Annotated in this window: 23 protein-coding genes and 1 pseudogene; 19 read left to right on the forward strand and 5 right to left on the reverse strand. The window is 61.2% G+C overall.

Features of this window, described 5'->3' with window-relative positions:
- The 3 genes from M3O22_03150 to M3O22_03160 all read right to left on the reverse strand — a co-directional run.
- Positions 1–1,504: ATP-dependent DNA helicase (locus M3O22_03150; GenBank protein ID MDP9195755.1), on the reverse strand; the 1,504-nt coding region annotated here is incomplete at its 3' end.
- 158 nt (positions 1,505–1,662) lie between these two features.
- Positions 1,663–2,973 (reverse strand): ATP-dependent protease ATPase subunit HslU, encoded by a 1,311-nt coding sequence (hslU, locus tag M3O22_03155; protein MDP9195756.1) that lies wholly within the window; start codon positions 2,971–2,973, stop codon positions 1,663–1,665.
- A gap of 19 nt (positions 2,974–2,992) precedes the next feature.
- Complete coding sequence (locus tag M3O22_03160; protein MDP9195757.1) at positions 2,993–3,673, reverse strand: LysE family translocator; 681 nt, start codon at positions 3,671–3,673, stop codon at positions 2,993–2,995.
- Positions 3,674–3,919: 246 nt separating this feature from the next.
- Between M3O22_03160 and M3O22_03165 the strand changes: the two genes are divergently transcribed.
- The 5 genes from M3O22_03165 to M3O22_03185 all read left to right on the forward strand — a co-directional run bounded on the left by M3O22_03165 (position 3,920) and on the right by M3O22_03185 (position 7,046).
- Positions 3,920–4,330 (forward strand): hypothetical protein, encoded by a 411-nt coding sequence (locus M3O22_03165; GenBank protein MDP9195758.1) that lies wholly within the window; start codon positions 3,920–3,922, stop codon positions 4,328–4,330.
- 171 nt (positions 4,331–4,501) lie between these two features.
- Complete coding sequence (locus M3O22_03170) at positions 4,502–5,113, forward strand: hypothetical protein (protein MDP9195759.1); 612 nt, start codon at positions 4,502–4,504, stop codon at positions 5,111–5,113.
- A 176-nt stretch (positions 5,114–5,289) separates the two neighbouring features.
- Complete coding sequence (locus M3O22_03175) at positions 5,290–6,165, forward strand: 50S ribosomal protein L11 methyltransferase (protein MDP9195760.1); 876 nt, start codon at positions 5,290–5,292, stop codon at positions 6,163–6,165.
- Positions 6,162–6,308, forward strand: coding sequence for a hypothetical protein (locus tag M3O22_03180; protein MDP9195761.1), 147 nt, complete (start codon positions 6,162–6,164; stop codon positions 6,306–6,308). Before M3O22_03175 ends, M3O22_03180 begins: the two co-directional genes overlap by 4 nt.
- Positions 6,309–6,350: 42 nt before the next feature.
- Positions 6,351–7,046 carry a haloacid dehalogenase-like hydrolase gene (locus M3O22_03185; GenBank protein MDP9195762.1) on the forward strand — a complete coding sequence of 232 codons (696 nt, stop codon included), beginning with the start codon at positions 6,351–6,353 and terminating at the stop codon, positions 7,044–7,046.
- A gap of 13 nt (positions 7,047–7,059) precedes the next feature.
- Here the strand turns inward: M3O22_03185 and M3O22_03190 are convergent, their stop codons facing one another.
- On the reverse strand, positions 7,060–7,524 hold the full coding sequence (locus M3O22_03190; GenBank protein ID MDP9195763.1) for a helix-turn-helix domain-containing protein: 465 nt from the start codon (positions 7,522–7,524) through the stop codon (positions 7,060–7,062).
- Positions 7,525–7,885: 361 nt separating this feature from the next.
- Between M3O22_03190 and M3O22_03195 the strand changes: the two genes are divergently transcribed.
- From M3O22_03195 to M3O22_03260, 14 genes and pseudogenes are all read left to right on the forward strand, one after another.
- A complete protein-coding gene (locus M3O22_03195; protein ID MDP9195764.1) occupies positions 7,886–8,692 on the forward strand; it encodes a hypothetical protein in 807 nt (268 codons plus the stop codon).
- A gap of 24 nt (positions 8,693–8,716) precedes the next feature.
- Positions 8,717–9,871, forward strand: coding sequence for a hypothetical protein (locus tag M3O22_03200; protein ID MDP9195765.1), 1,155 nt, complete (start codon positions 8,717–8,719; stop codon positions 9,869–9,871).
- Entirely contained in the window at positions 9,871–11,376 is a 1,506-nt protein-coding gene (locus M3O22_03205) for a hypothetical protein (protein MDP9195766.1), read from the forward strand. Before M3O22_03200 ends, M3O22_03205 begins: the two co-directional genes overlap by 1 nt.
- Positions 11,377–11,442: 66 nt before the next feature.
- Complete coding sequence (locus tag M3O22_03210; protein ID MDP9195767.1) at positions 11,443–12,204, forward strand: NAD kinase; 762 nt, start codon at positions 11,443–11,445, stop codon at positions 12,202–12,204.
- Positions 12,204–12,785: a 5-formyltetrahydrofolate cyclo-ligase gene (locus M3O22_03215; GenBank protein MDP9195768.1), complete on the forward strand. Its 582-nt coding sequence runs from the start codon at positions 12,204–12,206 to the stop codon at positions 12,783–12,785. Before M3O22_03210 ends, M3O22_03215 begins: the two co-directional genes overlap by 1 nt.
- Complete coding sequence (locus M3O22_03220) at positions 12,782–13,600, forward strand: TIGR00282 family metallophosphoesterase (protein ID MDP9195769.1); 819 nt, start codon at positions 12,782–12,784, stop codon at positions 13,598–13,600. Before M3O22_03215 ends, M3O22_03220 begins: the two co-directional genes overlap by 4 nt.
- A gap of 76 nt (positions 13,601–13,676) precedes the next feature.
- The gene (gene mutT, locus M3O22_03225; GenBank protein ID MDP9195770.1) at positions 13,677–14,075 is read left to right on the forward strand and encodes an 8-oxo-dGTP diphosphatase MutT; all 399 of its coding nucleotides are present in this window, start codon (positions 13,677–13,679) and stop codon (positions 14,073–14,075) included.
- 202 nt (positions 14,076–14,277) lie between these two features.
- Positions 14,278–15,096 carry an RMD1 family protein gene (locus M3O22_03230; protein MDP9195771.1) on the forward strand — a complete coding sequence of 273 codons (819 nt, stop codon included), beginning with the start codon at positions 14,278–14,280 and terminating at the stop codon, positions 15,094–15,096.
- Positions 15,097–15,176: 80 nt separating this feature from the next.
- On the forward strand, positions 15,177–16,010 hold the full coding sequence (locus M3O22_03235) for an ABC transporter substrate-binding protein (GenBank protein ID MDP9195772.1): 834 nt from the start codon (positions 15,177–15,179) through the stop codon (positions 16,008–16,010).
- Positions 16,011–16,343 (forward strand): nucleotidyltransferase domain-containing protein, encoded by a 333-nt coding sequence (locus M3O22_03240; GenBank protein MDP9195773.1) that lies wholly within the window; start codon positions 16,011–16,013, stop codon positions 16,341–16,343.
- Positions 16,312–16,713, forward strand: coding sequence for a nucleotidyltransferase substrate binding protein (locus M3O22_03245; GenBank protein MDP9195774.1), 402 nt, complete (start codon positions 16,312–16,314; stop codon positions 16,711–16,713). The genes M3O22_03240 and M3O22_03245 overlap by 32 nt, the downstream gene beginning before the upstream one ends.
- A gap of 14 nt (positions 16,714–16,727) precedes the next feature.
- Positions 16,728–17,618 (forward strand): annotated as a pseudogene (locus tag M3O22_03250) (2-oxo acid dehydrogenase subunit E2).
- Between the two features lies 1 nt (position 17,619).
- Positions 17,620–18,693: an alkene reductase gene (locus M3O22_03255; protein ID MDP9195775.1), complete on the forward strand. Its 1,074-nt coding sequence runs from the start codon at positions 17,620–17,622 to the stop codon at positions 18,691–18,693.
- Between the two features lie 168 nt (positions 18,694–18,861).
- Positions 18,862–19,383 (forward strand): poly-gamma-glutamate hydrolase family protein, encoded by a 522-nt coding sequence (locus tag M3O22_03260; GenBank protein ID MDP9195776.1) that lies wholly within the window; start codon positions 18,862–18,864, stop codon positions 19,381–19,383.
- Between the two features lie 17 nt (positions 19,384–19,400).
- On the opposite strand, the gene M3O22_03265 is transcribed toward M3O22_03260, so the two are convergent.
- Complete coding sequence (locus M3O22_03265; GenBank protein ID MDP9195777.1) at positions 19,401–19,694, reverse strand: DUF2892 domain-containing protein; 294 nt, start codon at positions 19,692–19,694, stop codon at positions 19,401–19,403.
- Between the last annotated feature and the right edge of the window lie 89 nt (positions 19,695–19,783).

The raw sequence follows: 19,783 nt of genomic DNA on the forward strand, positions 1-19,783 counted from the left end.
CGTGCTGGGTGATACTGTCCAGCAGGTCGGTGGCGGCCCCATCGTCGGCCACCAGACCCTCAATGCGCCGGCGCAGGCCCCGGGCGCGGCTGCTGCCGCTGTTCTCGTGCCCCCGGATCCAGCGGCGCAGATCGGCGGCCTCGGCTCCCGACAGGTGAAAGGAAAAAGCGCTGTCGGCGGCGTCGAACACGTGGTGACCCTCGTCAAAAACCAGACGCTGCGACAGGTCGGACATGTCGCCCACGGCCGCCTGGGCCATTACCAGAGCGTGGTTGGCGATGACAATGTCCGCTTCCTGTGCCTGACGTATCGTGTGCTCGACAAAGCAGCGGCTGTAGTGGGGGCAGGCGGAATGGACGCACTCGCCCCGCCGGTCGGAAAGGCCCAGCGTGGGGCCGCGGCCCACGAGGCCGGGGAGCCAGCCGGGCAGGTCGTCGCCCGCCAGGTCGCCGCTGCGCGTATGCATGGCCCAGCGCACCATCAGTCCCAGTGCGGGCGCCATGGTGGGGCGGGAGGGCAGAAAGCGCAGGGCCTCCTCCAGGTTCAGGAGACACAGGTAATTCTCGCGCCCCTTGCGCACCACCACGCGCCGGCGCTTTTCTGCCGGGTCCGGGTACAGGCGCTCCAGCTCTCCGTCGATCTGGTTCTGCAGGTTGCGGGTGTAGGTAGAGATCCATACCGGCGCGCTGTTGCGCTCGGCCCACACGGTGGCGGGGGCCAGATAGCCCAGTGTCTTCCCTACGCCCGTGCCGGCCTCGGCCAGAACGATGTGGGTCTGGTTCTCCTGGTGGACGGGGGCAAAGGCGGCGCTGACCGCGCTGGCATAGTCGGACTGCTGCGGCCGGTCTTCGGCGCCGTGCTTGCCCGAGCGGGTCAGGAACGCGAGGCGCTGGCGGGCCTCCATGGGGTCCACGGGCCAGTGGGTGCCGGGCGGTCGGGGGCCTGCATCCTCCCATTCGGGGAGATTTTTCCAGGCGTGCAGGGCGGCGTTTTTCTCGTCCCGCGACAGGCTATCCGGCGCGTGGCCCAGCGCGGCGCACACTGCTTTGGTCCAGCCCCAGTAGCTGATATTCTCCGTGCGCGCATCCATGGCTGCGGCCAGCGCGGCCAGGGATTTCGCCTGTGGCTCCGGGATCGCAGCCAGCGTCTGCAACAGGGACTGCAGCGCCTGATGAAGGGCCAGGGCCTCGTCCTCGGGTGTCATGGGTTTGGGCAGGTCCAGCGCACGGGCCAAGCCGGCCGGCGTGGGAACGCAGAACCGGGCGGGGTGGACAAAGGCAAACAGCTCCAGGATGTCCAGCGCGTCAAAAGACGCGGAGGACTGGATTTCCAGCCGCCGGGCGGTCAGGTACGTGTGGCAGACGATCGGTGTGGCGGTGTCCAGCCGCGCCCGGGTCTGTGCAGGCGACAGGCTCTCCACCTCGCCATCCGCCGACAGCCAGGCGCACTGCTGACGCCCCGCCACCAGGACGGGCACAGAAAGACGGGGAACAGGGCGGGCCATGGGCGGACTTTTTGCGAATGTGCGAACGGGAACAAAAAGAGCACAGCAGGCATGCCAAGGTCAATTTTTCTGTCTGGCCGGTTATTGCCATCCTGAGCGGAGCATCCTGAAAGGATGCTCCGCTCAGGACATGGGTGGTTTTCGCAGGGTGTTCTGCCCTACAAAATAAACTTCGACAGATCCGTGTTGCGGGCCAGCGGGTAGACCTGCTGCTGGACATAGGCGGCGTCGATGGTCACGGTCTGGCCCCCCTGTTCAGAGGCGGTAAAGCTGATGTTTTCCAGCAGGCGCTCCATCACCGTGTGCAGGCGGCGGGCGCCGATATTCTCTACGGTCGTGTTGAGTTCCGCCGCCAGGTGGGCCAGTGCGTCGATGCCGTCACCGGTGAATTCCAGCGTCAGGTTTTCCGTACCCATCAGGGCCCTGTACTGGCGGATCAGGCTGGCCTCCGGCTCCACCAGAATGCGGCGGAAGTCGTCCTGTGACAGGGGTTTCAGCTCGACCCGGATGGGCAGGCGGCCCTGAAGCTCGGGCAGCAGGTCCGACGGCCTGGACAGGTGGAATGCGCCCGAGGCAATGAACAGCACATGGTCAGTTTTCACTGTGCCGTATTTTGTGGCCACGGTGGTACCCTCGATCAGGGGCAGAAGGTCGCGCTGGACCCCCTCGCGGCTCACGTCCGCGCCGCGGATCTCGCTGCGGCCTGAAATCTTGTCAATCTCGTCCAGAAACACGATGCCGTTCTGCTCGACGCTGGTGATGGCTTCGGCCACCATGCGGTCCTGGTCCAGAAGGTTGTCCGACTCCTCATCCATCAGGCTGCGGCGGGCGTCCTTCACCGTCATGTGACGTTTGCGGGTGCGGCCGCCCATGGCCTTGCCCAGCATCTCGCCCAGGTTCATCATGCCCATCTGTGCGCCGGGCATGCCGGGAATGTCGAAGGTGGAGAGGCCGGAGCCGCCCTTGTCCTGCACCTCCAGGTCGATCTCCCGGTCCTCCAGCTCCCCGCCGCGCAGCATGGTGCGGAATTTCTGGCGGGTCTCGGGGGAGGCGCTCTCACCCACCAGCGCGTCCAGGATCCGCTCCTCGGTGCGCTCTTCTGCCTTGGTTTTCACCTCGTGGCGATGGCGCTCTTTCGTCATGGCGATGGCAATGTCCAGCAGGTCGCGGACGATCTGCTCCACGTCGCGGCCCACAAAGCCTACCTCGGTAAAGCGCGTGGCCTCCACCTTCAGGAACGGGGCCTGTGCCAGCCGGGCCAGGCGGCGGGCAATTTCGGTTTTTCCCACGCCGGTGGGGCCGATCATCAGGATGTTCTTGGGTATGACCTCTTCCCGCAGTCCGGGCGGCAGCTGCATGCGCCGCCAGCGGTTGCGCAGGGCAATGGCCACGGCCCGTTTGGCATCCGCCTGGCCGATGATGTGACGGTCCAGCTCCTGGACGATTTCCCGGGGCGTAAAGGCGTTCATGCTGCTGTTCCCGTTCCTGTCAGGGTATTCCTTGCCAGCCGGCCAGCACGGGCGCGGCGACGGAGAGGCCTGCCGAAACCAGGGTATAGACTCCGGACAGGGCAATGACAACGGCGGCAATGGTGTTGATCAGGGGAATTGAGGAGGGGTGGATGCGGTGCCGGCCCGCGCCCGTGGCCAGGCACAGGAAAACCCACCAGGCGGCCGAACCCAGGAAGATCCCGCCCATCAGCACTGCGGCCTCGGCCATCGTGGTGGCCTGCCCCAGGCCGGTCGTCAGGGCGAAGATGGCCAGCATGGTCACGGGGTTGGTGAGGGTGACCATCAGGCCGCTGGAGAAGGCCCGGAAGAGGCTTTTCGGTTTTCTGGTTTCATCGGGCGGCGCGGCGGGCGCAGATCTGTACGTAAACCACGCCATGGCCAGCAGGACGAGGCCGCCCAGAATGCCAAGGCTGGCCTGCTGCTGGCGGATAAACGCCATGACAACAGAAAAGCCAAAAGCGGCGACTCCGGCAAACAGCATGTCGGCCGTGGCGGCGCCTATTCCCGTTGCCAGTCCGGCGGCTGTGCCGCGCTGCAGGGTGCGGCGGATGCACAGGACGCCCACGGGCCCTACGGGTGCGGCGATGAGAACTCCCAGGACAAAGGCCCGCAGGAAGACGTTTTCCGTCAGGAAAACCCCTGACGCGTTCAGAAACATGCTGTCCACTGTTCTTATAACCCCTGTTCCAGGCCGGATCGACAGGGCGCAGTGTTTTCCATTCACAGGCCTCCTGTCAACAAAGCGGTATCCGGACAGAAAATTCTTCACGCAAGGATTGAATTCGACTACGAAGCAAGCCGGTCAGTATTGTTGTCAGGGGAATGTCATGGGTTTCCTGCCTTTTTTCACGCGCCAGCCGGTGGCCGGTCCGCGGATAAAGCTGAAACCGGATTCATGCGGGACATGGCAGACAGGCTGCAGAAGAACCGGTTTTCTCCTGTCGATTCAAATGTGGAGCATGTAAAAAGGTTTGCAGAGAAGGCCCTGAAGTCAGACATATTCCGGGGCTGGCTTCCTGATCTGGCCTTCACTGTTGCCGGATTCAATACGCACCGCCGGGCCATGAAAGAGGCTGTTCTGGACTGGCTGGCATCCCGGGCAAGGGAATTCCGGATCGCGAAAAATACTGAAGAAGGGAAGACCCTCACGGAAAAGGTCAGAAACCTTCTGGATCTGAAAACCACCACCAGATCGGTCTGGACACAGCTTCTGAAAGAATCTGTTGCGGGATTATCTGCAGGGTCTTTCAGTCTTACGCAGTCCCAACCTCAAAAATGCTGTGGTGTTTCTGGGACAGTTCCGGGAATTTCATGAAATTACAGCAAAATTCTCCCCGCAATCAGACAGTTTCCCGGCGGTTGCCGGCGGCTCTCCCCGTGCGGGATAATACCACAGGGAAAGGCATCTCCTTCCTTTCCCCTCTTTCCGAAAGCATTTAATTCGATTATGAAGGAATGACTCTCAACCACACACGGAGCCCTCCCCATGACTTCTGCGGCTGCCACAGAACTGACTGGCAATCCTCATCCTGACAAGGTTCAGACAATCATGGATGAATATACCCAGGCACTGAGAGACAAAACTTTCCGGATGCACAAGACAGACCCTGTGCAGATTTTCATGTATGTGGGTGCGTGCCTGTCCGCAGGCCTCGAAGAGAAAGAGGATATGTCTGCCGAAGAAGAGCCTGCCGGACCGTATCCGGACACCCTGCTTCTTTTGCCTGCCGCGCTGATCGGTTGCCCCGGACACAGGGAAGAGGTTCTGCAAGCTTTTTCATGCCATTTTTCTGATCTGGCCGGTCTTGCTGCTGGTGGACAGGAGGAAAAAGCGACGGCAAAAGCTGAGAAGCTGGTTTCCCTGGGAAACGGGCAAGCAACCTGGGGACCGCTGCTGGTTGAGGCCATGAACCGGCATCTGGGTCTTTTGCGCGGAACAATACCCGGTCTGAAGGCTGGAAAAGAAGACCGGGAAAGGTGGGTCGGAAACGCTGCAAGGCTTTTTGGCCAGTTCGGGATATTCAGGGAAGTGTTCCTGAAATGGAAGATTCCTGTAACAGAAGGGCCTGCCCTTGTTGAAAAGCACGCCCGTCCCTGACCATAATGCCGGACACGTCCCTGGACAAAACTTCTGACGGACTGTACGACCTGATGCTGGAGGCCCTGTTCCGGGGCGACCGGGAGCAGGTTCTGTTCCTCCAGGTCTGACGCTTTCCCTTCCTGTCCGAATCCTCTACAACGCCTGCCGGATCCCTTTTCCCGGAAGCCGCGTTCATGTCGATCTCCCTGTGGCACCTTCATCTGACCGTTCCGCCTGTGGCCGTCCAGCCCGTGTCTGACCTGCTGGAAGGCCACGTGGACACCCTGTCCGTCTTTGAAAAAACGGAAGGGCAGGAGTGGACCATCGACGCCATCAGCCAGGGACGGCCCGATACGGAAGTTCTCCAGGCCGGGCTGGCGCGTCTGGCGGAAACCCTGGGCATTTCCTGTCCGCGGATCCTGTGTGAGGAAATGCCCCAGCGGGACTGGCTGGCCGAGAATTTCGCCAGCTTCCGGCCCATCCGGGCGGGGCGGTATTTCGTCCACGGATCCCACTACACCGATGAAAAACCTGCCGGCGCCCTGTGCCTGCAGATTGATGCGGCCACGGCCTTTGGCTCGGGCGAGCACGGCACCACCTGGGGCTGCCTGATGGCCATGGACCGGCTGGCACAGGATCTTCCGCAAAAGCCCCGCATCCTGGACATGGGCTGCGGATCCGCCATTCTGGCCATCGCGGCGGCGAAGACCTGGAACTGTCCCGTCCTGGCCGTGGATATTGACCCCGAGGCTGTCCGGGTGTCCGCGCTGAATGCGAGAGACAACGGCGTGGCGGATCTGGTCCAGGCTGAATGCGGCGATGGCTATGCCGCACCCTCCGTCCATGGACCATACGATCTGGTCCTGGCCAACATCCTGGCAGGGCCCCTGTGCGCCATGGCGCCGGACCTGGCGGTCTGCCTTTCCCCCGGCGGCCATACCATCCTGTCGGGCCTGCTGACGGACCAGGAAGGCATGGTCGCGGATGCCCATGCAAAACAGGGGCTGAAGGTCACGGACCGGTTCCCCTCGGGCGAGTGGATGACCCTGGTTCTGAAGAAAGTCCCATGATGAACAACAGAGCGCATCAGGACAGTCCGGGAGAGGCAGCCGTTCTGTGGTACGCCTGCCTGATTGTACCACCCGGCAAGGCAGCAGGAGTTCCTGCTGCCTGCTGCAATGCGCTTGAGATGTGGCGATGGTACTATAATTAATCTGGAGGACAGTGTGCAGGTCTTTGATGCTGTGGTTACACCATGAGGGAGAAGGCGCAGATCCGGTTGTTCGATTTTGACGGAACTCTGACGGCGCCGGCGCTGGACCGGTACCTGATGGGCCAGCACGTTCCCAGGATCTATGGCTTTATCGCGCGCGAACTGGGCCTCACCCTGGCCCTGGCCCGGGAAAAATCGGACGGCTATTACCACCAGTATGGCTCGACCATCCACGGGCTGGTGGCCCACAGGGAGGTGGATCCGGTGGCTTATCTGGCGGAAACATTCCGGGACGTGGATCTTTCGGATGTGTCACGGGACCAGAGACTGGTGGACGCCTTTTCGGTTCTGCGCGCGGCCTTTCCGGGCTGCCGGAACTATGTCTTCACCAACGGCAGCGCGGTCTTTGTGCAGACCGTCATGGACCGGCTGGGCATCAGCGGATTTTTCGAGGACTGTCTCGATCCGCCGGCGGTGGCGTACAGGCCCAAGACGGATCCGGATACCTTTCGCCATGTGTGCAACAGGTTCGGCGTCTCCGACAGGGCCATGGCCTGGATGTATGAGGATTCCCTGGTCAACGCCCGCGCAGCGCACACTGCAGGATTGAACAGTGTCTATGTGTCCCGCAAGCCTCTTTCCGTGGAAGAGACTGGCGTAGGGCATGTGATTTCCGATCTTCCGGATTTCCTGATGAAACAGGCTTCAGAGGCAGAGGCCAGACAACCCGGGAAGTAAATTTCAGGAAATGTTATGATGCCCCGTCATCCTGATCTCCATCCTCTGTTCCGCCCAGAACGCGGATCAGGGCCAGCGCTTTCCTGCGCACCATCCTGTCCGGGATCAGGTGCCATGCGCGCACCAGCTCCAGAACATCCGGGTCGGACAGGGGATCATTGGACATGCCGCCTGTATTGTATCCGCCCTTTGATATTTCAGGAACAATAAAGCCATCAAAGAACCAGGTGACCGGAACGTCCAGGATGTGGGACAGGTTAAAAAGCCTGCTGGCGCTGATCCGGTTGGCTCCCCGCTCATATTTCTGAAGCTGCTGGAAAGTAATGCCCAGGGCTTCGCTCAGTTTATCCTGGCTGAGGCCAAGGAGTGTCCGGCGCAGCCGCAGGCGGTGACCGACATGGATGTCGATCGGGTTCGGGCCCTCTCCGCGCCGGGTGATGGGCAGGCCGTGCTCCAGGATGATCTTCTTGCGTTTCATGGCTTTTTCCTCTTCTGCCCTCCCGGGCGCTGTGTCTATAGACGAAAAAATTCAGATCGAAAAGAAACTGTTTTGTGAATATCGGCAAAAACAAGACCAGTACATACAATGCTTATACAAATAAACATTGTTACGGTGCGACTGCATTTCAAGAAACAACCGCACGTTTTTTGCAACTGCCATTCCGGCAGAATCAGGAGTGGCAATCCGGGTAATCCGGAGGGGCGGGGTCACTGTAACTGGCCCAATATCCACATATTGTCCTGTCCGGAACAAACTGTTAAACTTTTCGGGAAATTTCTGTTAATATATCCAAAAAACTGTATGCATCCGCTGCAGTCCGGGTCATGGGGGTCAGATCATGGGTGTTTCGCGCATTTCCCTTGTCATAGCCCTGTCAGGGGGCGTTCTCCTCGCCGGTCTGGTATCGCCGGCCCTGGCCCAGCAGAACAGGACGCAGCAGAACAAGGCCGAGGACTATACCGCTGACATAGAGCGTGACATCGTCAGGTACGGCTGGCGGGAGTCCGTGGGCCAGAAGATGGATATCGACGACGGCGCCGTGGCCGGCACGCCCAGCACCGAGGCGGGCTGCAACAAGGAAGATCTGGACGCCCAGATGACGTACGCAAAACAGGCCACCCTCAGCGCCCAGCTGAAATTCCTCAATATCGCCGCGGCCAATCCCCTGGAAAGCGCCTTTGCCGATTTCAAGGACAAGGTCACGGGCCAGGTCTATGAGTGCAACAACTTCACAGCGGCGTTTGAGGGGATCGGCAATATTTTCTTCGACCCCAGCGCCTATGTATCCCAGATTATCAACGGCCTGTGCCGCATGACCAAGGACCAGCTGCAGAACCTGATCAACAAGCAGTGGAACCAGCGCATGGCCGAAGCATTCGCCAAGAATCCCAACGGCTGGTCCTGGAACCCGGCCAACGTGTTCTTCGCGGGCATGCCCAACGCGCCGCAGCTGCAGCCCCTGTTTGCCGCGTACCCGACCATGTATACTTTCAGCGCTGCCAGCGTGCCCAATCCGCAGACGGGCAAGTTTTTCAATCCTGTGATTACTTTCAACGGGAAGCAGGTCTATCCGAAGCCGCAGAAAAACCCCTCGCGGGGCGGAAGCCCCCTGCCGGGGGGGAATCCCCCGCCGGGCGGCCGGTGACGTGAGAGGGACAGGGAGAGCAGCATGAAAAAAACATCCGGAAAGACCGTGTCCCTGGTGGCGGCCCTGGTGCTGTCCTGCGGGGTTTCCGTTGCCGGACCGTTACCGGCCCTGGCCCAGTGCCAGGATTTTGCTTCATGCAAGGCAGCTGTCGGGGTGGAGCAGGGCAGAATAGCCGCGGCCAAGATCAATCTTGTGACCGGCTTTGCCGCTGTCATAAAGGCCTTTGAGATGCTTCGGGCTTCCTCGACTGTCGGGGCCCAGCTTTCTGCCGGTCAGCAGCAGGGCGTCGGAATGGTTTCTGCCCTTCAGGCCAAACAGAATACGGACGCGGAAAACCGGGCCATGCTGCAGGTCGCTGCGATCGAGGCCCAGGCGGAATCCGCCGAGGAGCACGAGCCCGACATCGGCATCTGCCGGGCCATGAACGCGACGCGGCGTCTGGACGCCGCCGAAAAGATAACTTGGGCCTATGGCACTGCCATGAATACCAAATATGAGACCGAGAAGAACACCCTGGTGATCAAGGTTGGAGCCCCGGCCGTGGCCACGGCCCAGGCCGGCGCCGCAGTCACCCTGTTCGGGACTCCTGATCTCAATCCTGGCGGCGATCCGGAACTGGTCAATGCCAATCTGGACTGGTTCTCCATTGCCTCGGCAAAAACACTGCGCGGAAAACAGCTTGTGGCGGCTGAAAGTTTTGCGGACAATCTGGGCTACATAGTGGCCACGCCCAGCGCCGAGGCCCTGAATAACCCCAGGACAGGTCTGCCGGACTTTCAGAGAGCCTCCAGCCTCAACGCCATGAAATCCGTGGGACAGTTCCCGATCAAACAGTTCGTGGCCTGGAGCGGGGGACCGGGAGACGAGGCAGATGGCCGGATCAGTGCGAAGGAAGAATGGATGAACTATGTCCGCGACACGGCCAGTCCGACTCCCCTGGCGGAACTTGCCCGTCTGGGGCCAACCCAGGTCATGCACCGCAACGTCCAGGTGATGACCATGCTGCTGAAGATCCAGGACATGAACCGCGAGAATCTCCAGTCCCAGCTGCACGCCGCGGCGGCACTGCTTCTGGCCATGAACGCCGAGCGTGACCGCATGGCCGGCCTGCTGCCCGGGGGCAGTCCGGGCCGCGCCCCGGGCGGAAGGATAGCCTTGGCAGGGGAGAAAAAGTAATGCGCTTCCGGCCTGCGATACACTGGCTGTTGCCCTTTCTGGTGACTTTCGCCGTTGTCGCCGGACGCCCGGCCCCGGCCCAGGCGGGGCTGATCTGCGTTCCGAGGCTGCTCCAGTGTTTCGCGACCATGGGCCAGGGTGATTTCGTCAAGGGCGCCCGTCAGTGCCTGGGCGCTATCGGAGACTGTGCGAAAGATCCTGTGGCGCAGATTCCCAGACCCCCCGTCTATCCGCCGCCGCCGCCGCCCTTTGTTGTGCCGGGAGTATGTCCTGCCACCCCCGTCGGGGGCCTTCCCCTGCCCTGTGTAGGGCCCGGAGGCTGCAACGGGATGATGCAGATCATAGACGATACTATCAGCAGCCAGCTGGTGTTGCCGACGCAGGACCAGTTTGCCGTCATAGAAAAGCAGATCCTGAAATACGCGGCCGAACTTCAGGAAAACAGGACGAAAGCGGGCCAGCAGTCGACAGCCCTGGAATCCAAGAAGGCCGAGCTGGAAAAGCAGAATACAGATTCCAAAGGCCGCAACAAGCGGAACGTCTCGGCCATCAAGGCCCAGTACAGATCAGCGAAAAATCATCAGCCCAGTCTGGAAACGGGCCGGAAAATGACAGGTCTGCGTTATCTGGACGGTATGGAACAGATCAGCAGGGGAATTGCAGCCGCCATCCATGAGGAGCTGTTCCAGCTGTATACCCTGTCCGCCGGCCGGGTGGATCCTGAAAGCCCCATGCGGGTCAAGACCATTGAGGCTATCAACCAGTTCATGCCCCGGGAATTTGTCCAGGTCATGGCGGGCGGCCAGCAGGTCTTTACAGGAACGGCCAATACAGACGTGGCTTTCATGAACCAGTCCTATCCCGCCCTGCGGAACGAGATGGAGCTGGACACGCCCCTGAAACAGAAGGCGGGGGCCCTGTTCCTGGTGTCCCTGGCCGGTGATATTCCCCGGGAACCCGGGGGGGACGAATGGAGAAACGATCCCGGCCGGGCTCCGGCCTGGAAAACAGCCTATGACAGCAGCCAGCAGGCACGGTCTCTGGGAGTTTTCGCCTATAGTTATCGCATGCTGGCGGAGCGTTTCGTGCCGGAGCGCAGCAATCTTGCTGTCCAGGCCAGCCGGTGGGTCAAGGATATGATGCGTCTGGCGGGAGAGCCGGATTCTGTCATCAATGCCGTTCCCGATGCGGTCAGCGCCTACCGTGTGGAAAAAACCCTGTATAATTATTATTCGGGGAACCATAATTTCCTGGCCCGTCTGGCCGGGATGGGCCCGAAACAGCTTGAGGAAGAGTTGCTGACCCTGAACATCCTGTACCTGCGCCGCGAGGAAAAGAACAGACAGGACCAGCAACTGCTGGCCGTGATCCAGGGGGCCATCCTGAACCTGTTCAACGAGATGCGCATGCGCAGCAACCCTGACCTGCGCCGCGTCGCGGCCGGCATCCTGCCCGGCGGCGGTTCTTCCGGGCCGGTTTTCGCCCGGGGTGGCAATCCGCAATGAGGGGGCCGGAAACCTGAAGGCGGAAATTTCTCCGGTTTCTGCCTTTCGTTGACCGGAAACAGGGTCATGAAGCGTATAGCCTTTTTTGCTGCAGAGACTCCGGAAGCCCGCGAAGCGCGGGAGAAACTGGTCCGTCTTTATGGCGATACACCACCGGAGAAGGCCGAAGCCATTGTGGCGCTGGGTGGGGACGGCTTCATGCTGGAAACCCTGCACAGGGTCATGAAAAAAAACGTCCCGGTTTTTGGCATGAACCGGGGGTCTGTCGGGTTTCTTCTGAACGAATACCGGGAAGACAGCTTGCCCGACCGGATTTCGCGGGCCCAGAAAGTGCCGCTTCACCCCCTGCGCATGACCGTGGAAAGGGCCGATGGCACAGACACAACAGCCTGGGCGATCAACGAGGTGTCCCTGCTGCGCGAAACCCGCCAGGCGGCCCGGCTGCGCATCCTGGTGGACGGGGTCGAGCGCATGTCCGAGCTGGTCTGCGACGGCGCCATTGTAGCCACGCCGGCCGGCAGCACGGCCTATAACCTGTCCGCCCACGGCCCCATCATTCCGCTGGGAGCGCAGGTACTGGCCCTGACGCCCATCAGCGCCTTCCGGCCCCGGCGCTGGCGCGGAGCCCTGCTGCCCCACACTTCGCGCATTACCTTCGAGGTGCAGGAGAATGCCAAACGCCCCGTCAGCGCTGTGGCCGATTTTACCGAAATCCGCGACGTGGTCCGCGTCCACGTGCAGGAAGACCCGGCGATCCATCTGGTCCTGCTGTTCGATCCGGAAATGAACCTGGACGAACGCATCCTGAAAGAGCAGTTTGCCCCCTGATGGCCGACGCGGATAAAAAATCCCTGAGAAAAGATCTGCTGGCCCTGCGTCCGCATCTTGCACAGAAGTTTCCCGATGCCGGCCGGCAGATTGTGGCCCGGATCCTGGCAGACATCCCCGTCGGGACTGGCGATATTGTGGCAGGCTATATGCCGGTGCGGGGAGAGGTGGATATCCGCCCGGCGCTGGAGGCTTTGCATCAGCGCGGTATCCGCTGCGTCCTGCCGGCGGTGCGGGAGAAGCGTACAGCCCTGCAGTTCCGCCTGTGGTCCCCGTCCGCGCCCATGGAGCCGGGCGTATATGGCATTCCGATGCCTGTTGAGGGGTCGCCTCCGGCTGTCCCAACGGTGCTGCTGGCCCCTATGGTGGGCTTTGACCGGCAGGGCTGGCGCCTGGGATACGGGGCGGGAGAATATGACCGCACCCTGGCGGCCCTGCGGCAGGCGGGGCCTGTCCGCGCGGTGGGCATCGCCATGGCGGACCAGGAGGTGGCGGACGGGATCCCCCATGAGGGGCATGACCAGAAGATGGACTGGATCGTGACCGAGCGCTATACCCTGTGCCTCAGGGGAGAAACATGAGAATCCTGTTTCTGGGCGATATCATGGGCCGCAGCGGGCGGGAAGCCGTCCTGCGCCATCTGCCGCACCTGAAATCCGCCCTGGATCCTGACATCATCATCGTGAACGGCGAGAATGCCGCCGCCGGTTTTGGCATCACGCCTGACATCTGCAGGGAGCTGTACAGCGCCGGCGTGGACTGCATCACCACCGGAAACCACGTGTGGGGCCAGAAGGATCTGGTGAAAACCATCGACAAGGACCCGCGCCTGTTGCGCCCCCTGAACTATCCGGAAGGAACACCTGGCCGTGGCCTGGTGGCGCTGGAAGACAGAAAGGGTCGCAAGGTGGTGGTGGCCAGTCCCCAGGGCCGTGTGTTCATGGACGCGGTGGACGATCCCTTTGCCACACTGGACAAGGCCCTGCGTCCCTGGCCGCTGGGATCCGCCGTCCAGGCCATTGTGGTGGATATCCATGCTGAGGCCACCAGCGAGAAAATGGCCATGGGCCACTGGCTGGATGGGCGCGTATCGCTGGTAGTGGGCACCCATACCCATATTCCCACAGCGGATACCCAGATCCTGCCCAAAGGCACAGCCTATCACACCGACGCCGGCATGTGCGGCGACTATGACAGCGTCATCGGTATGGGAAAGGCCAACTGTATCGAGCGCTTTCTGCGCAAGACGCCGGTAGAGCGCATGGCCCCCGCCGACCAGGAAGGCACCGTGTGCGGCGTATGGGTGGAAACCGACGATAAAACGGGTCTGGCGCTGCGGGCCGAGCCTGTGCGCATCGGCCCCCGCCTGATGTCCCATGTACCGGTGAGGGGCTGAAGACATGCATACCATGACCGACGCCGATCTGGGGCTGGACTCCCCATGCCAGAGGGCGGACGCAGACCAGTCGCCCCTGCCTCTGGTGCTGGTCGCCGCGGTGGTGCTGGTGGACGCGGACGGGCGGATCCTGCTGGCCCGGCGGCCGGAGGGGAAAAGCATGGCTGGTCTGTGGGAATTTCCGGGTGGCAAGGTCCATGAAGGCGAAACTCCGGAACAGGCGCTGGTGCGTGAACTGGCCGAGGAACTGGACATTACCACCCGCACGGGTTGCCTGTTTCCCCTGACCTTTGCCAGCCACCGGTACGACAGCTTTCACCTGCTGATGCCCCTGTACGTCTGCCGCACCTGGGAAGGAACCCCTGTACCGCGGGAGGGGCAGGAGCTGGCGTGGGTCTGGCCCCGGGATCTGGGAAACTGGTCCATGCCCCCCGCGGATATTCCCCTGATAACAGTCATCAGAGAGCGACTGTAGGAACCTGGTCCAGAACCCCCTGCCATGAGTGGATTGCCGATGTTTTTCGGGAACCGGAGCGCAGCGTACGTTACGGTACGTGAGCACCGGAAGCGCAGAAAAACAAGGCAGGACGCCGTGGCAGTCAGGGTTTGGGGCGGGTTCCTGGACAATTTGCCCTCCTTCTGGTAGGGTCCGCCCCGACCAGACAGGGCATAACATCATGTCAGACGTGATTTTTGAACCTGGCTCCCGGATCAGCGTCCGGAGCCTTTATATCGGCCAGCGCCTGAACCTGAAGATTTTTGAGGGTGCGCCGCGGCTGGGATCCTCCCCCCTGCTGATCCATGCGGGAGAGCGGGGCTGTGCGGCCCTGTTCCGCTATGGCGCTGTTGTCCTGTTCAACCTGGATCCCATGGAGGAAGTGGCCTTCCTGAAAGGCCTCCAGGCCATTGTGGCCGACCCCGTGGACAGCCGCGAGACCGACACCGCCGAGATCCTGATCGACCCGGAACAGCCGGAAAAGATCGTGGACAAGTACATCCGCATGCGGGCCGGCAATGTGGAGAATATCCAGATCCTGGCGGACGTCCTGGCCAAAAGCGTGGCCATGTCCTGGTACGAGGCCAACATTGCCGAAAGCTTCGAGCGTATCGAGCCCATGGCTGATGAGCTTCAGCGCCGGGGCCAAAGCGGCCGCCGGACCCGGGAGCTTCTCAGCCATATCGGCCAGAGCCTGCTGATCCAGTCGCGCATGGCCGGCCGCGTGGAAGTGGAAGACAAGCCCGACATGCTGTGGGACCGCCCGGACCTGGAGCGGCTGTACATCCAGCTCGCCAACGAATATGACCTGCGCGAGCGCATCACCCTTCTGAACCAGAAACTGGCCGTGATCCACCAGACGGCCGAAACCCTGCTCAGCCTGCTGCAGAACAAGCGCAGCCTGCACGTGGAATGGTACATCGTCATCCTGATCCTGTTCGAGATCATCATGTCCCTGTACGACCGGTTCTTCGCCGGCTTCCTGAACGGGGCGGGGTAAGTCTTTACCTCTCCCCCTGAGGGAGAGGTCGGCCCTGCGCAGCATGGCCGGGTGAGGGGTAATAGCTTGTGGAGACCGGAATGACCCTCAGATCCCTGTTTCTGTCCCTGGTTCTGGTGATCCTGTCTTTCCCCGCCCTGGCAGCAGAACAACCGGTTTATGATCGCATCATGAAATCCGGCACCATCCGGTGCGGATACTTCACCTGGCCTGCTTTCCTTGAAAAGGATCCAAATACCGGAAAGTTCAGTGGTATTTTTTATGACATCATGGAGGAGTTGGGTCAGAAGCTGAAACTGAAAATCGAATGGGCGGAAGAAATTTCTCTGGCCACGATGTTCGAAGGTTTTAAAGCCGGCCGCTATGATGCGATCTGTGGCCCTGTAACTCCTTCTCCGGAAAGAGTTCTGTTCAGCGATTTTACAATTCCTGTTGGCTACATGCCATTTTATCTGTTTTCCCGAGCCGATGATGCCCGTTTCGATAACAATTTTTCAGCCATCAACAAAAAAGAGATCCGGTTTGCGTCAATTGACGGGGAACTGGGATCAACAATTCTGGGAAATGAATTTCCGCTGGCGACGGCTGTTTCACTGCCCCAGATGAGCGATGGCGGACAACTTGTCGAGACAGTGGCTACAGGCAAGGCGGACGTAACGACCACGGAAGCCGTTGTGGCCTTGACCTACATGGAAAACAATCCAGACAAACTGAAAATCGTCCCGGGTGGACCTTTGAGAACCATGTCTTTCAGCCTTGCCCTGCCGCTGGGGGAGAGCCGCCTGAAAACAGTTCTGAACTTTACCCTGCAGTACATGCTGGATGAGGGGTTTGTTGACCGGATATACAGGAAACATTCCAAATTCGAAGGGGTGATCCTGCGTCCTGCCAAATCGTGGGCAGAAGAGCGATAGATGACAGATCCTGTTCTGAACCCGGCTGCGGTCCATCCGGCCCTGTCCCCGCTGATCGGGGCCATGGCCCGGGCGGGCGTGCGGCGGGTCATGCTGTACGGCTCCCGGGCGCGGGGGGACAATCAGGTCCTGTCAGACATCGATCTGGCCGTGGACTGGCCCGGGGCATCTTCGCAGGATCGTCTTTACATCCGGGATCTGGTTGACAATGCCCGCACCCTGCTGGACATTGACTGTGTTTTTCTGGACAGTGTCCAGGGCGGGTTCCGGGACAATATCCTGAAAGAGGGAAAAATTCTCTATGACTCAGGCCACGGCCGGTCTCCGGTATAAACAGCTGGGCGATGCCCTCGCGCGGCTGAAGGAAGCGGTGGAAAAACCCGCCAGCACCTGGGGCAGAACCGATGTCGTGGTTCAGCGTTTTGAATTTACGGCCGAGCTGTTCTGGAAAGTTCTGAAATATGCCCTGGAACAGCAGAAGGAAGAAGCCCCGTTTCCCAAACTTCGTCTGAAAAAAGCCTTCCAGGCCGGATGGATCCGGGACGAACAGATCTGGCTCCGTATCCTCGATGATCGCAACCTGACGTCCCACATCTATAACGAAGCCATTGCCGCAGAAATTGCCACCCGTGTTCCTGGCTATTTGTCCGCCATGGAAAACCTGTATGCTGTCCTGGAGAAAATTCTGGAGCTGAAACAATGACCACCGCATCGAACCGCGTTTTCGCAAGTCCTCTGGCCAAACGTCTGGCCGCTGAGAAGGGCGTTGACCTGGCCAGCATCAAGGGTTCCGGCCCTAACGGGCGCATTGTCCGCGCCGACGTGGAGGGGGCAAAGGGCGGCGGGGCCGTGATGTCCTTCCCTGCCAGTGGCGGCAAGCCCATGCCTGGCGGCGTCGACGCGAAGATGCTGGCGGACAAGCTGGGCATGCCCTACACCGCCATGCCCAATTCGGGCGTACGCAAGACCATCGCCCGCCGCCTGCTGGAATCCAAGCAGACTGTGCCCCATTTCTACCTGACTGTGGACTGCGTCATCGATGACCTGCTGGAAGGCCGGAAAAAGCTCAACGACCAGGGCAAGGTGAAGCTGTCCGTCAACGATTTCGTCATCAAGGCTGCGGCGCTGGCCCTGCGCAGGGTCCCGGCGGCCAATGCCTCGTGGACCGACGAGGCCATCCTGATGTACCAGAATGTGGATATTTCCATGGCCGTGGCGACCGACGGCGGCCTGATTACGCCCATCATCAAAAACGCTGATACCAAAAGTCTGGGCGTCATTTCTGCCGAGGCAAAGGATCTGGCGTCCCGGGCCCGTGACGGCAAGCTGAAGCCCGAGGAATTCATGGGCGGAAGCTTTTCCATCTCGAACCTGGGCATGTACGGCATCCGGCAGTTCGACGCCATCATCAACCCGCCCCAGGCCTGTATCCTGGCTGTGGGTGCGGGAGAGCAGCGGCCTGTGATCCGCGACGGCGCCCTGACCATTGCCACGGTCATGACCTGCACCCTGTCGTGCGACCACCGGGTGGTGGACGGCGCGGTGGGCGCGGAATACATTTCTGCGTTCAGGGCCCTGATCGAAAACCCGCTGGCCATGCTGGTCTGATATGGCCGCAGGGCCGGATCTTTTTTCACCCCTGCAGCTCGGCGATCTGACCCTGAAGAACCGGATGGTCATGGCCCCCCTGACGCGCAACCGCTCTCCTGGCCATGTTCCCGGCGACATTGTGCGCACCTACTATACCCAGCGGGCCTCGGCAGGGCTGATTATCACCGAAGCCACCCAGGTCAGCCCGCAGGGGATCGGGTACGTGGACACGCCCGGCATCCACACGGAAGACCAGGTCCGGGCCTGGCGCACGGTGACGGACTCTGTTCATGCCGCCGGGGGTCTGATTTTCTCCCAGCTGTGGCATGTAGGGCGTGTATCCCACCCGGATTTCCACAACGGAGAACTTCCCGTAGCACCATCTGCCCTGCCTTTTCCGGGCAAGGCCCATACTCCTTCGGGAACAAAGCCCATGGTGACGCCCCGGGCGCTGGAGACAGAGGAGACCCCGGGGGTGGTGGAACAGTACCGCCACGCCGCGGCCATGGCGCACAGGGCCGGCTTTGACGGGGTCGAGATCCACGGCGCCAACGGATACCTCATCGACCAGTTCCTGCGCACCGCCAGCAACCACCGTACGGACGCGTACGGGGGCAGCGTGACCAATCGCATCCGCTTTGCGCTGGAGGTGGCCGAAGTGGTGCAGTCCGCATGGTCCCGGGGCCGGGTGGGCTTTCGCATCTCCCCCCATTTCACCAGCTATGGCATGGGCGATACGAACCCGGCGGAGACGTACACAGCCCTGCTGGCCGGGCTGGAGCAAATTGGTCTGGTCTATGTGCACCTGATTGAACCTGCGGACACCCCTGCGCAAGCCCGTCTGGGCCCGATGCTGCACAGCGTGTTCCGGGGCCGGTTCATCCTGAATGGTGGTTATACGCAGGAAACGGGCGCGCAGGCCATCGCCGGGCAAGTGGCGGACGCTGTCGCTTTTGGCCGCCCCTTCCTGGCCAATCCGGACCTGCCGGAACGGTTCAGCCTGGGCGCCCCCCTCAACACTCCTGATACGGCCACCTTTTACACAGGGGGCGAGAAGGGGTATACAGATTACCCCGCGCTTGCGGCCGCATAAGAACCCCCGTCTGCAAAGAGGTTTCCCGCACATACAGATATTCAGGGCCGGACGGCCGGTACAGCGACAGAAATACCCGACTGTCCCGCAGGGCACAGACTTTCCACCGACCTGTACAGAAATTTCCACCAGCTGGCCGCACAGGAAAAGCGCGGCACGGACTATGAGATCTTCAGCGACCGGGGACAATCCTGCCAGTGGCTGGTGGCGGCCATCCACGGGGGCTGCATAGAGCCGGGAACATCCCGGGTTGCCCGCCGGATCAGCGGCGGGGATTTCGGCCTGTATGTGTTCGAGGGATTGTCCAGGCCGGATCGGGATCCTTTTGCGCTGCATATTACAAGCCATTGCTTTGACGAGCCTGCATTTCTGGCCATGGCAGGACAGTATGACCATGTCCTGTCGATCCATGGATGCCCGGCCGCTCGCCAGACGCAGATCTTTCTGGGGGGCAAAAACACAGCCGTCGCGGAACAGCTGGGAGCTGCCCTGTCGGGGGCCGGATTCAGGGTCCATGTTACAGCCGCCAGCCATATGTATGCCGGAAGGCTTGCACGGAATGTCTGCAACCGGGGGCGCATGGGCTGCGGCGTCCAGATAGAACTGACGCAGGCCATCCGCGAGAGCCCTGCCCTGGAAGACCGGGTTTCAGCCGTCGTCAGGCAGGTGCTTCTCGCGGCGCAGCCATGAGCCTTGAAGGCCCCTGGTTACATGACCCTGCTGTCCGGACCCTTGTCAGAGCCCATGGAACAGGTCTTGTCCTTGTCTGAACAGGTTTTGTCGCCGCAGACAGGGCAGCTTTTTTCCCCGCAACAGCATTTTTTACAGCACATCATGCTGTAGGCCGGACAGTAGCCGGTCATAGCCGATGCCAGGGGCAGCAGGCCGATCAGGCCCACCCAGGCCCACGGTTCATGGATTACCAGGGGCATGTACAGAAGGCCAAGGCCCACCACAGCCCTGAAAAACCGGTCCAGGGGACGTACGTTTCCATCCATCATGATATCCTCCCTCAGGTTGGGTTACATGACTGATATGGGGGCCTGCGGTTGAAAAAACAGGGTTGACCGGACGGGAAAGTCTACAGACC

The organism is Pseudomonadota bacterium, from assembly GCA_030775045.1.
In the GTDB taxonomy this organism is placed as follows: Bacteria; Pseudomonadota; Alphaproteobacteria; order JALYJY01; family JALYJY01; genus JALYJY01.

Coding starts and splice junctions, on each gene's coding strand:
- hslU (MDP9195756.1), bottom strand. CDS start 2,973: ATGAACGCCTTTACGCCCCGGGAAATCGTCCAGGAGCTGGACCGTCAC.
- M3O22_03160 (MDP9195757.1), bottom strand. CDS start 3,673: ATGTTTCTGAACGCGTCAGGGGTTTTCCTGACGGAAAACGTCTTCCTG.
- M3O22_03165 (MDP9195758.1), top strand. CDS start 3,920: ATGGCAGACAGGCTGCAGAAGAACCGGTTTTCTCCTGTCGATTCAAAT.
- M3O22_03170 (MDP9195759.1), top strand. CDS start 4,502: ATGACTTCTGCGGCTGCCACAGAACTGACTGGCAATCCTCATCCTGAC.
- M3O22_03175 (MDP9195760.1), top strand. CDS start 5,290: ATGTCGATCTCCCTGTGGCACCTTCATCTGACCGTTCCGCCTGTGGCC.
- M3O22_03180 (MDP9195761.1), top strand. CDS start 6,162: ATGATGAACAACAGAGCGCATCAGGACAGTCCGGGAGAGGCAGCCGTT.
- M3O22_03185 (MDP9195762.1), top strand. CDS start 6,351: ATGAGGGAGAAGGCGCAGATCCGGTTGTTCGATTTTGACGGAACTCTG.
- M3O22_03190 (MDP9195763.1), bottom strand. CDS start 7,524: ATGAAACGCAAGAAGATCATCCTGGAGCACGGCCTGCCCATCACCCGG.
- M3O22_03195 (MDP9195764.1), top strand. CDS start 7,886: ATGGGTGTTTCGCGCATTTCCCTTGTCATAGCCCTGTCAGGGGGCGTT.
- M3O22_03200 (MDP9195765.1), top strand. CDS start 8,717: ATGAAAAAAACATCCGGAAAGACCGTGTCCCTGGTGGCGGCCCTGGTG.
- M3O22_03205 (MDP9195766.1), top strand. CDS start 9,871: ATGCGCTTCCGGCCTGCGATACACTGGCTGTTGCCCTTTCTGGTGACT.
- M3O22_03210 (MDP9195767.1), top strand. CDS start 11,443: ATGAAGCGTATAGCCTTTTTTGCTGCAGAGACTCCGGAAGCCCGCGAA.
- M3O22_03215 (MDP9195768.1), top strand. CDS start 12,204: ATGGCCGACGCGGATAAAAAATCCCTGAGAAAAGATCTGCTGGCCCTG.
- M3O22_03220 (MDP9195769.1), top strand. CDS start 12,782: ATGAGAATCCTGTTTCTGGGCGATATCATGGGCCGCAGCGGGCGGGAA.
- M3O22_03230 (MDP9195771.1), top strand. CDS start 14,278: ATGTCAGACGTGATTTTTGAACCTGGCTCCCGGATCAGCGTCCGGAGC.
- M3O22_03235 (MDP9195772.1), top strand. CDS start 15,177: ATGACCCTCAGATCCCTGTTTCTGTCCCTGGTTCTGGTGATCCTGTCT.
- M3O22_03240 (MDP9195773.1), top strand. CDS start 16,011: ATGACAGATCCTGTTCTGAACCCGGCTGCGGTCCATCCGGCCCTGTCC.
- M3O22_03245 (MDP9195774.1), top strand. CDS start 16,312: ATGACTCAGGCCACGGCCGGTCTCCGGTATAAACAGCTGGGCGATGCC.
- M3O22_03255 (MDP9195775.1), top strand. CDS start 17,620: ATGGCCGCAGGGCCGGATCTTTTTTCACCCCTGCAGCTCGGCGATCTG.
- M3O22_03265 (MDP9195777.1), bottom strand. CDS start 19,694: ATGATGGATGGAAACGTACGTCCCCTGGACCGGTTTTTCAGGGCTGTG.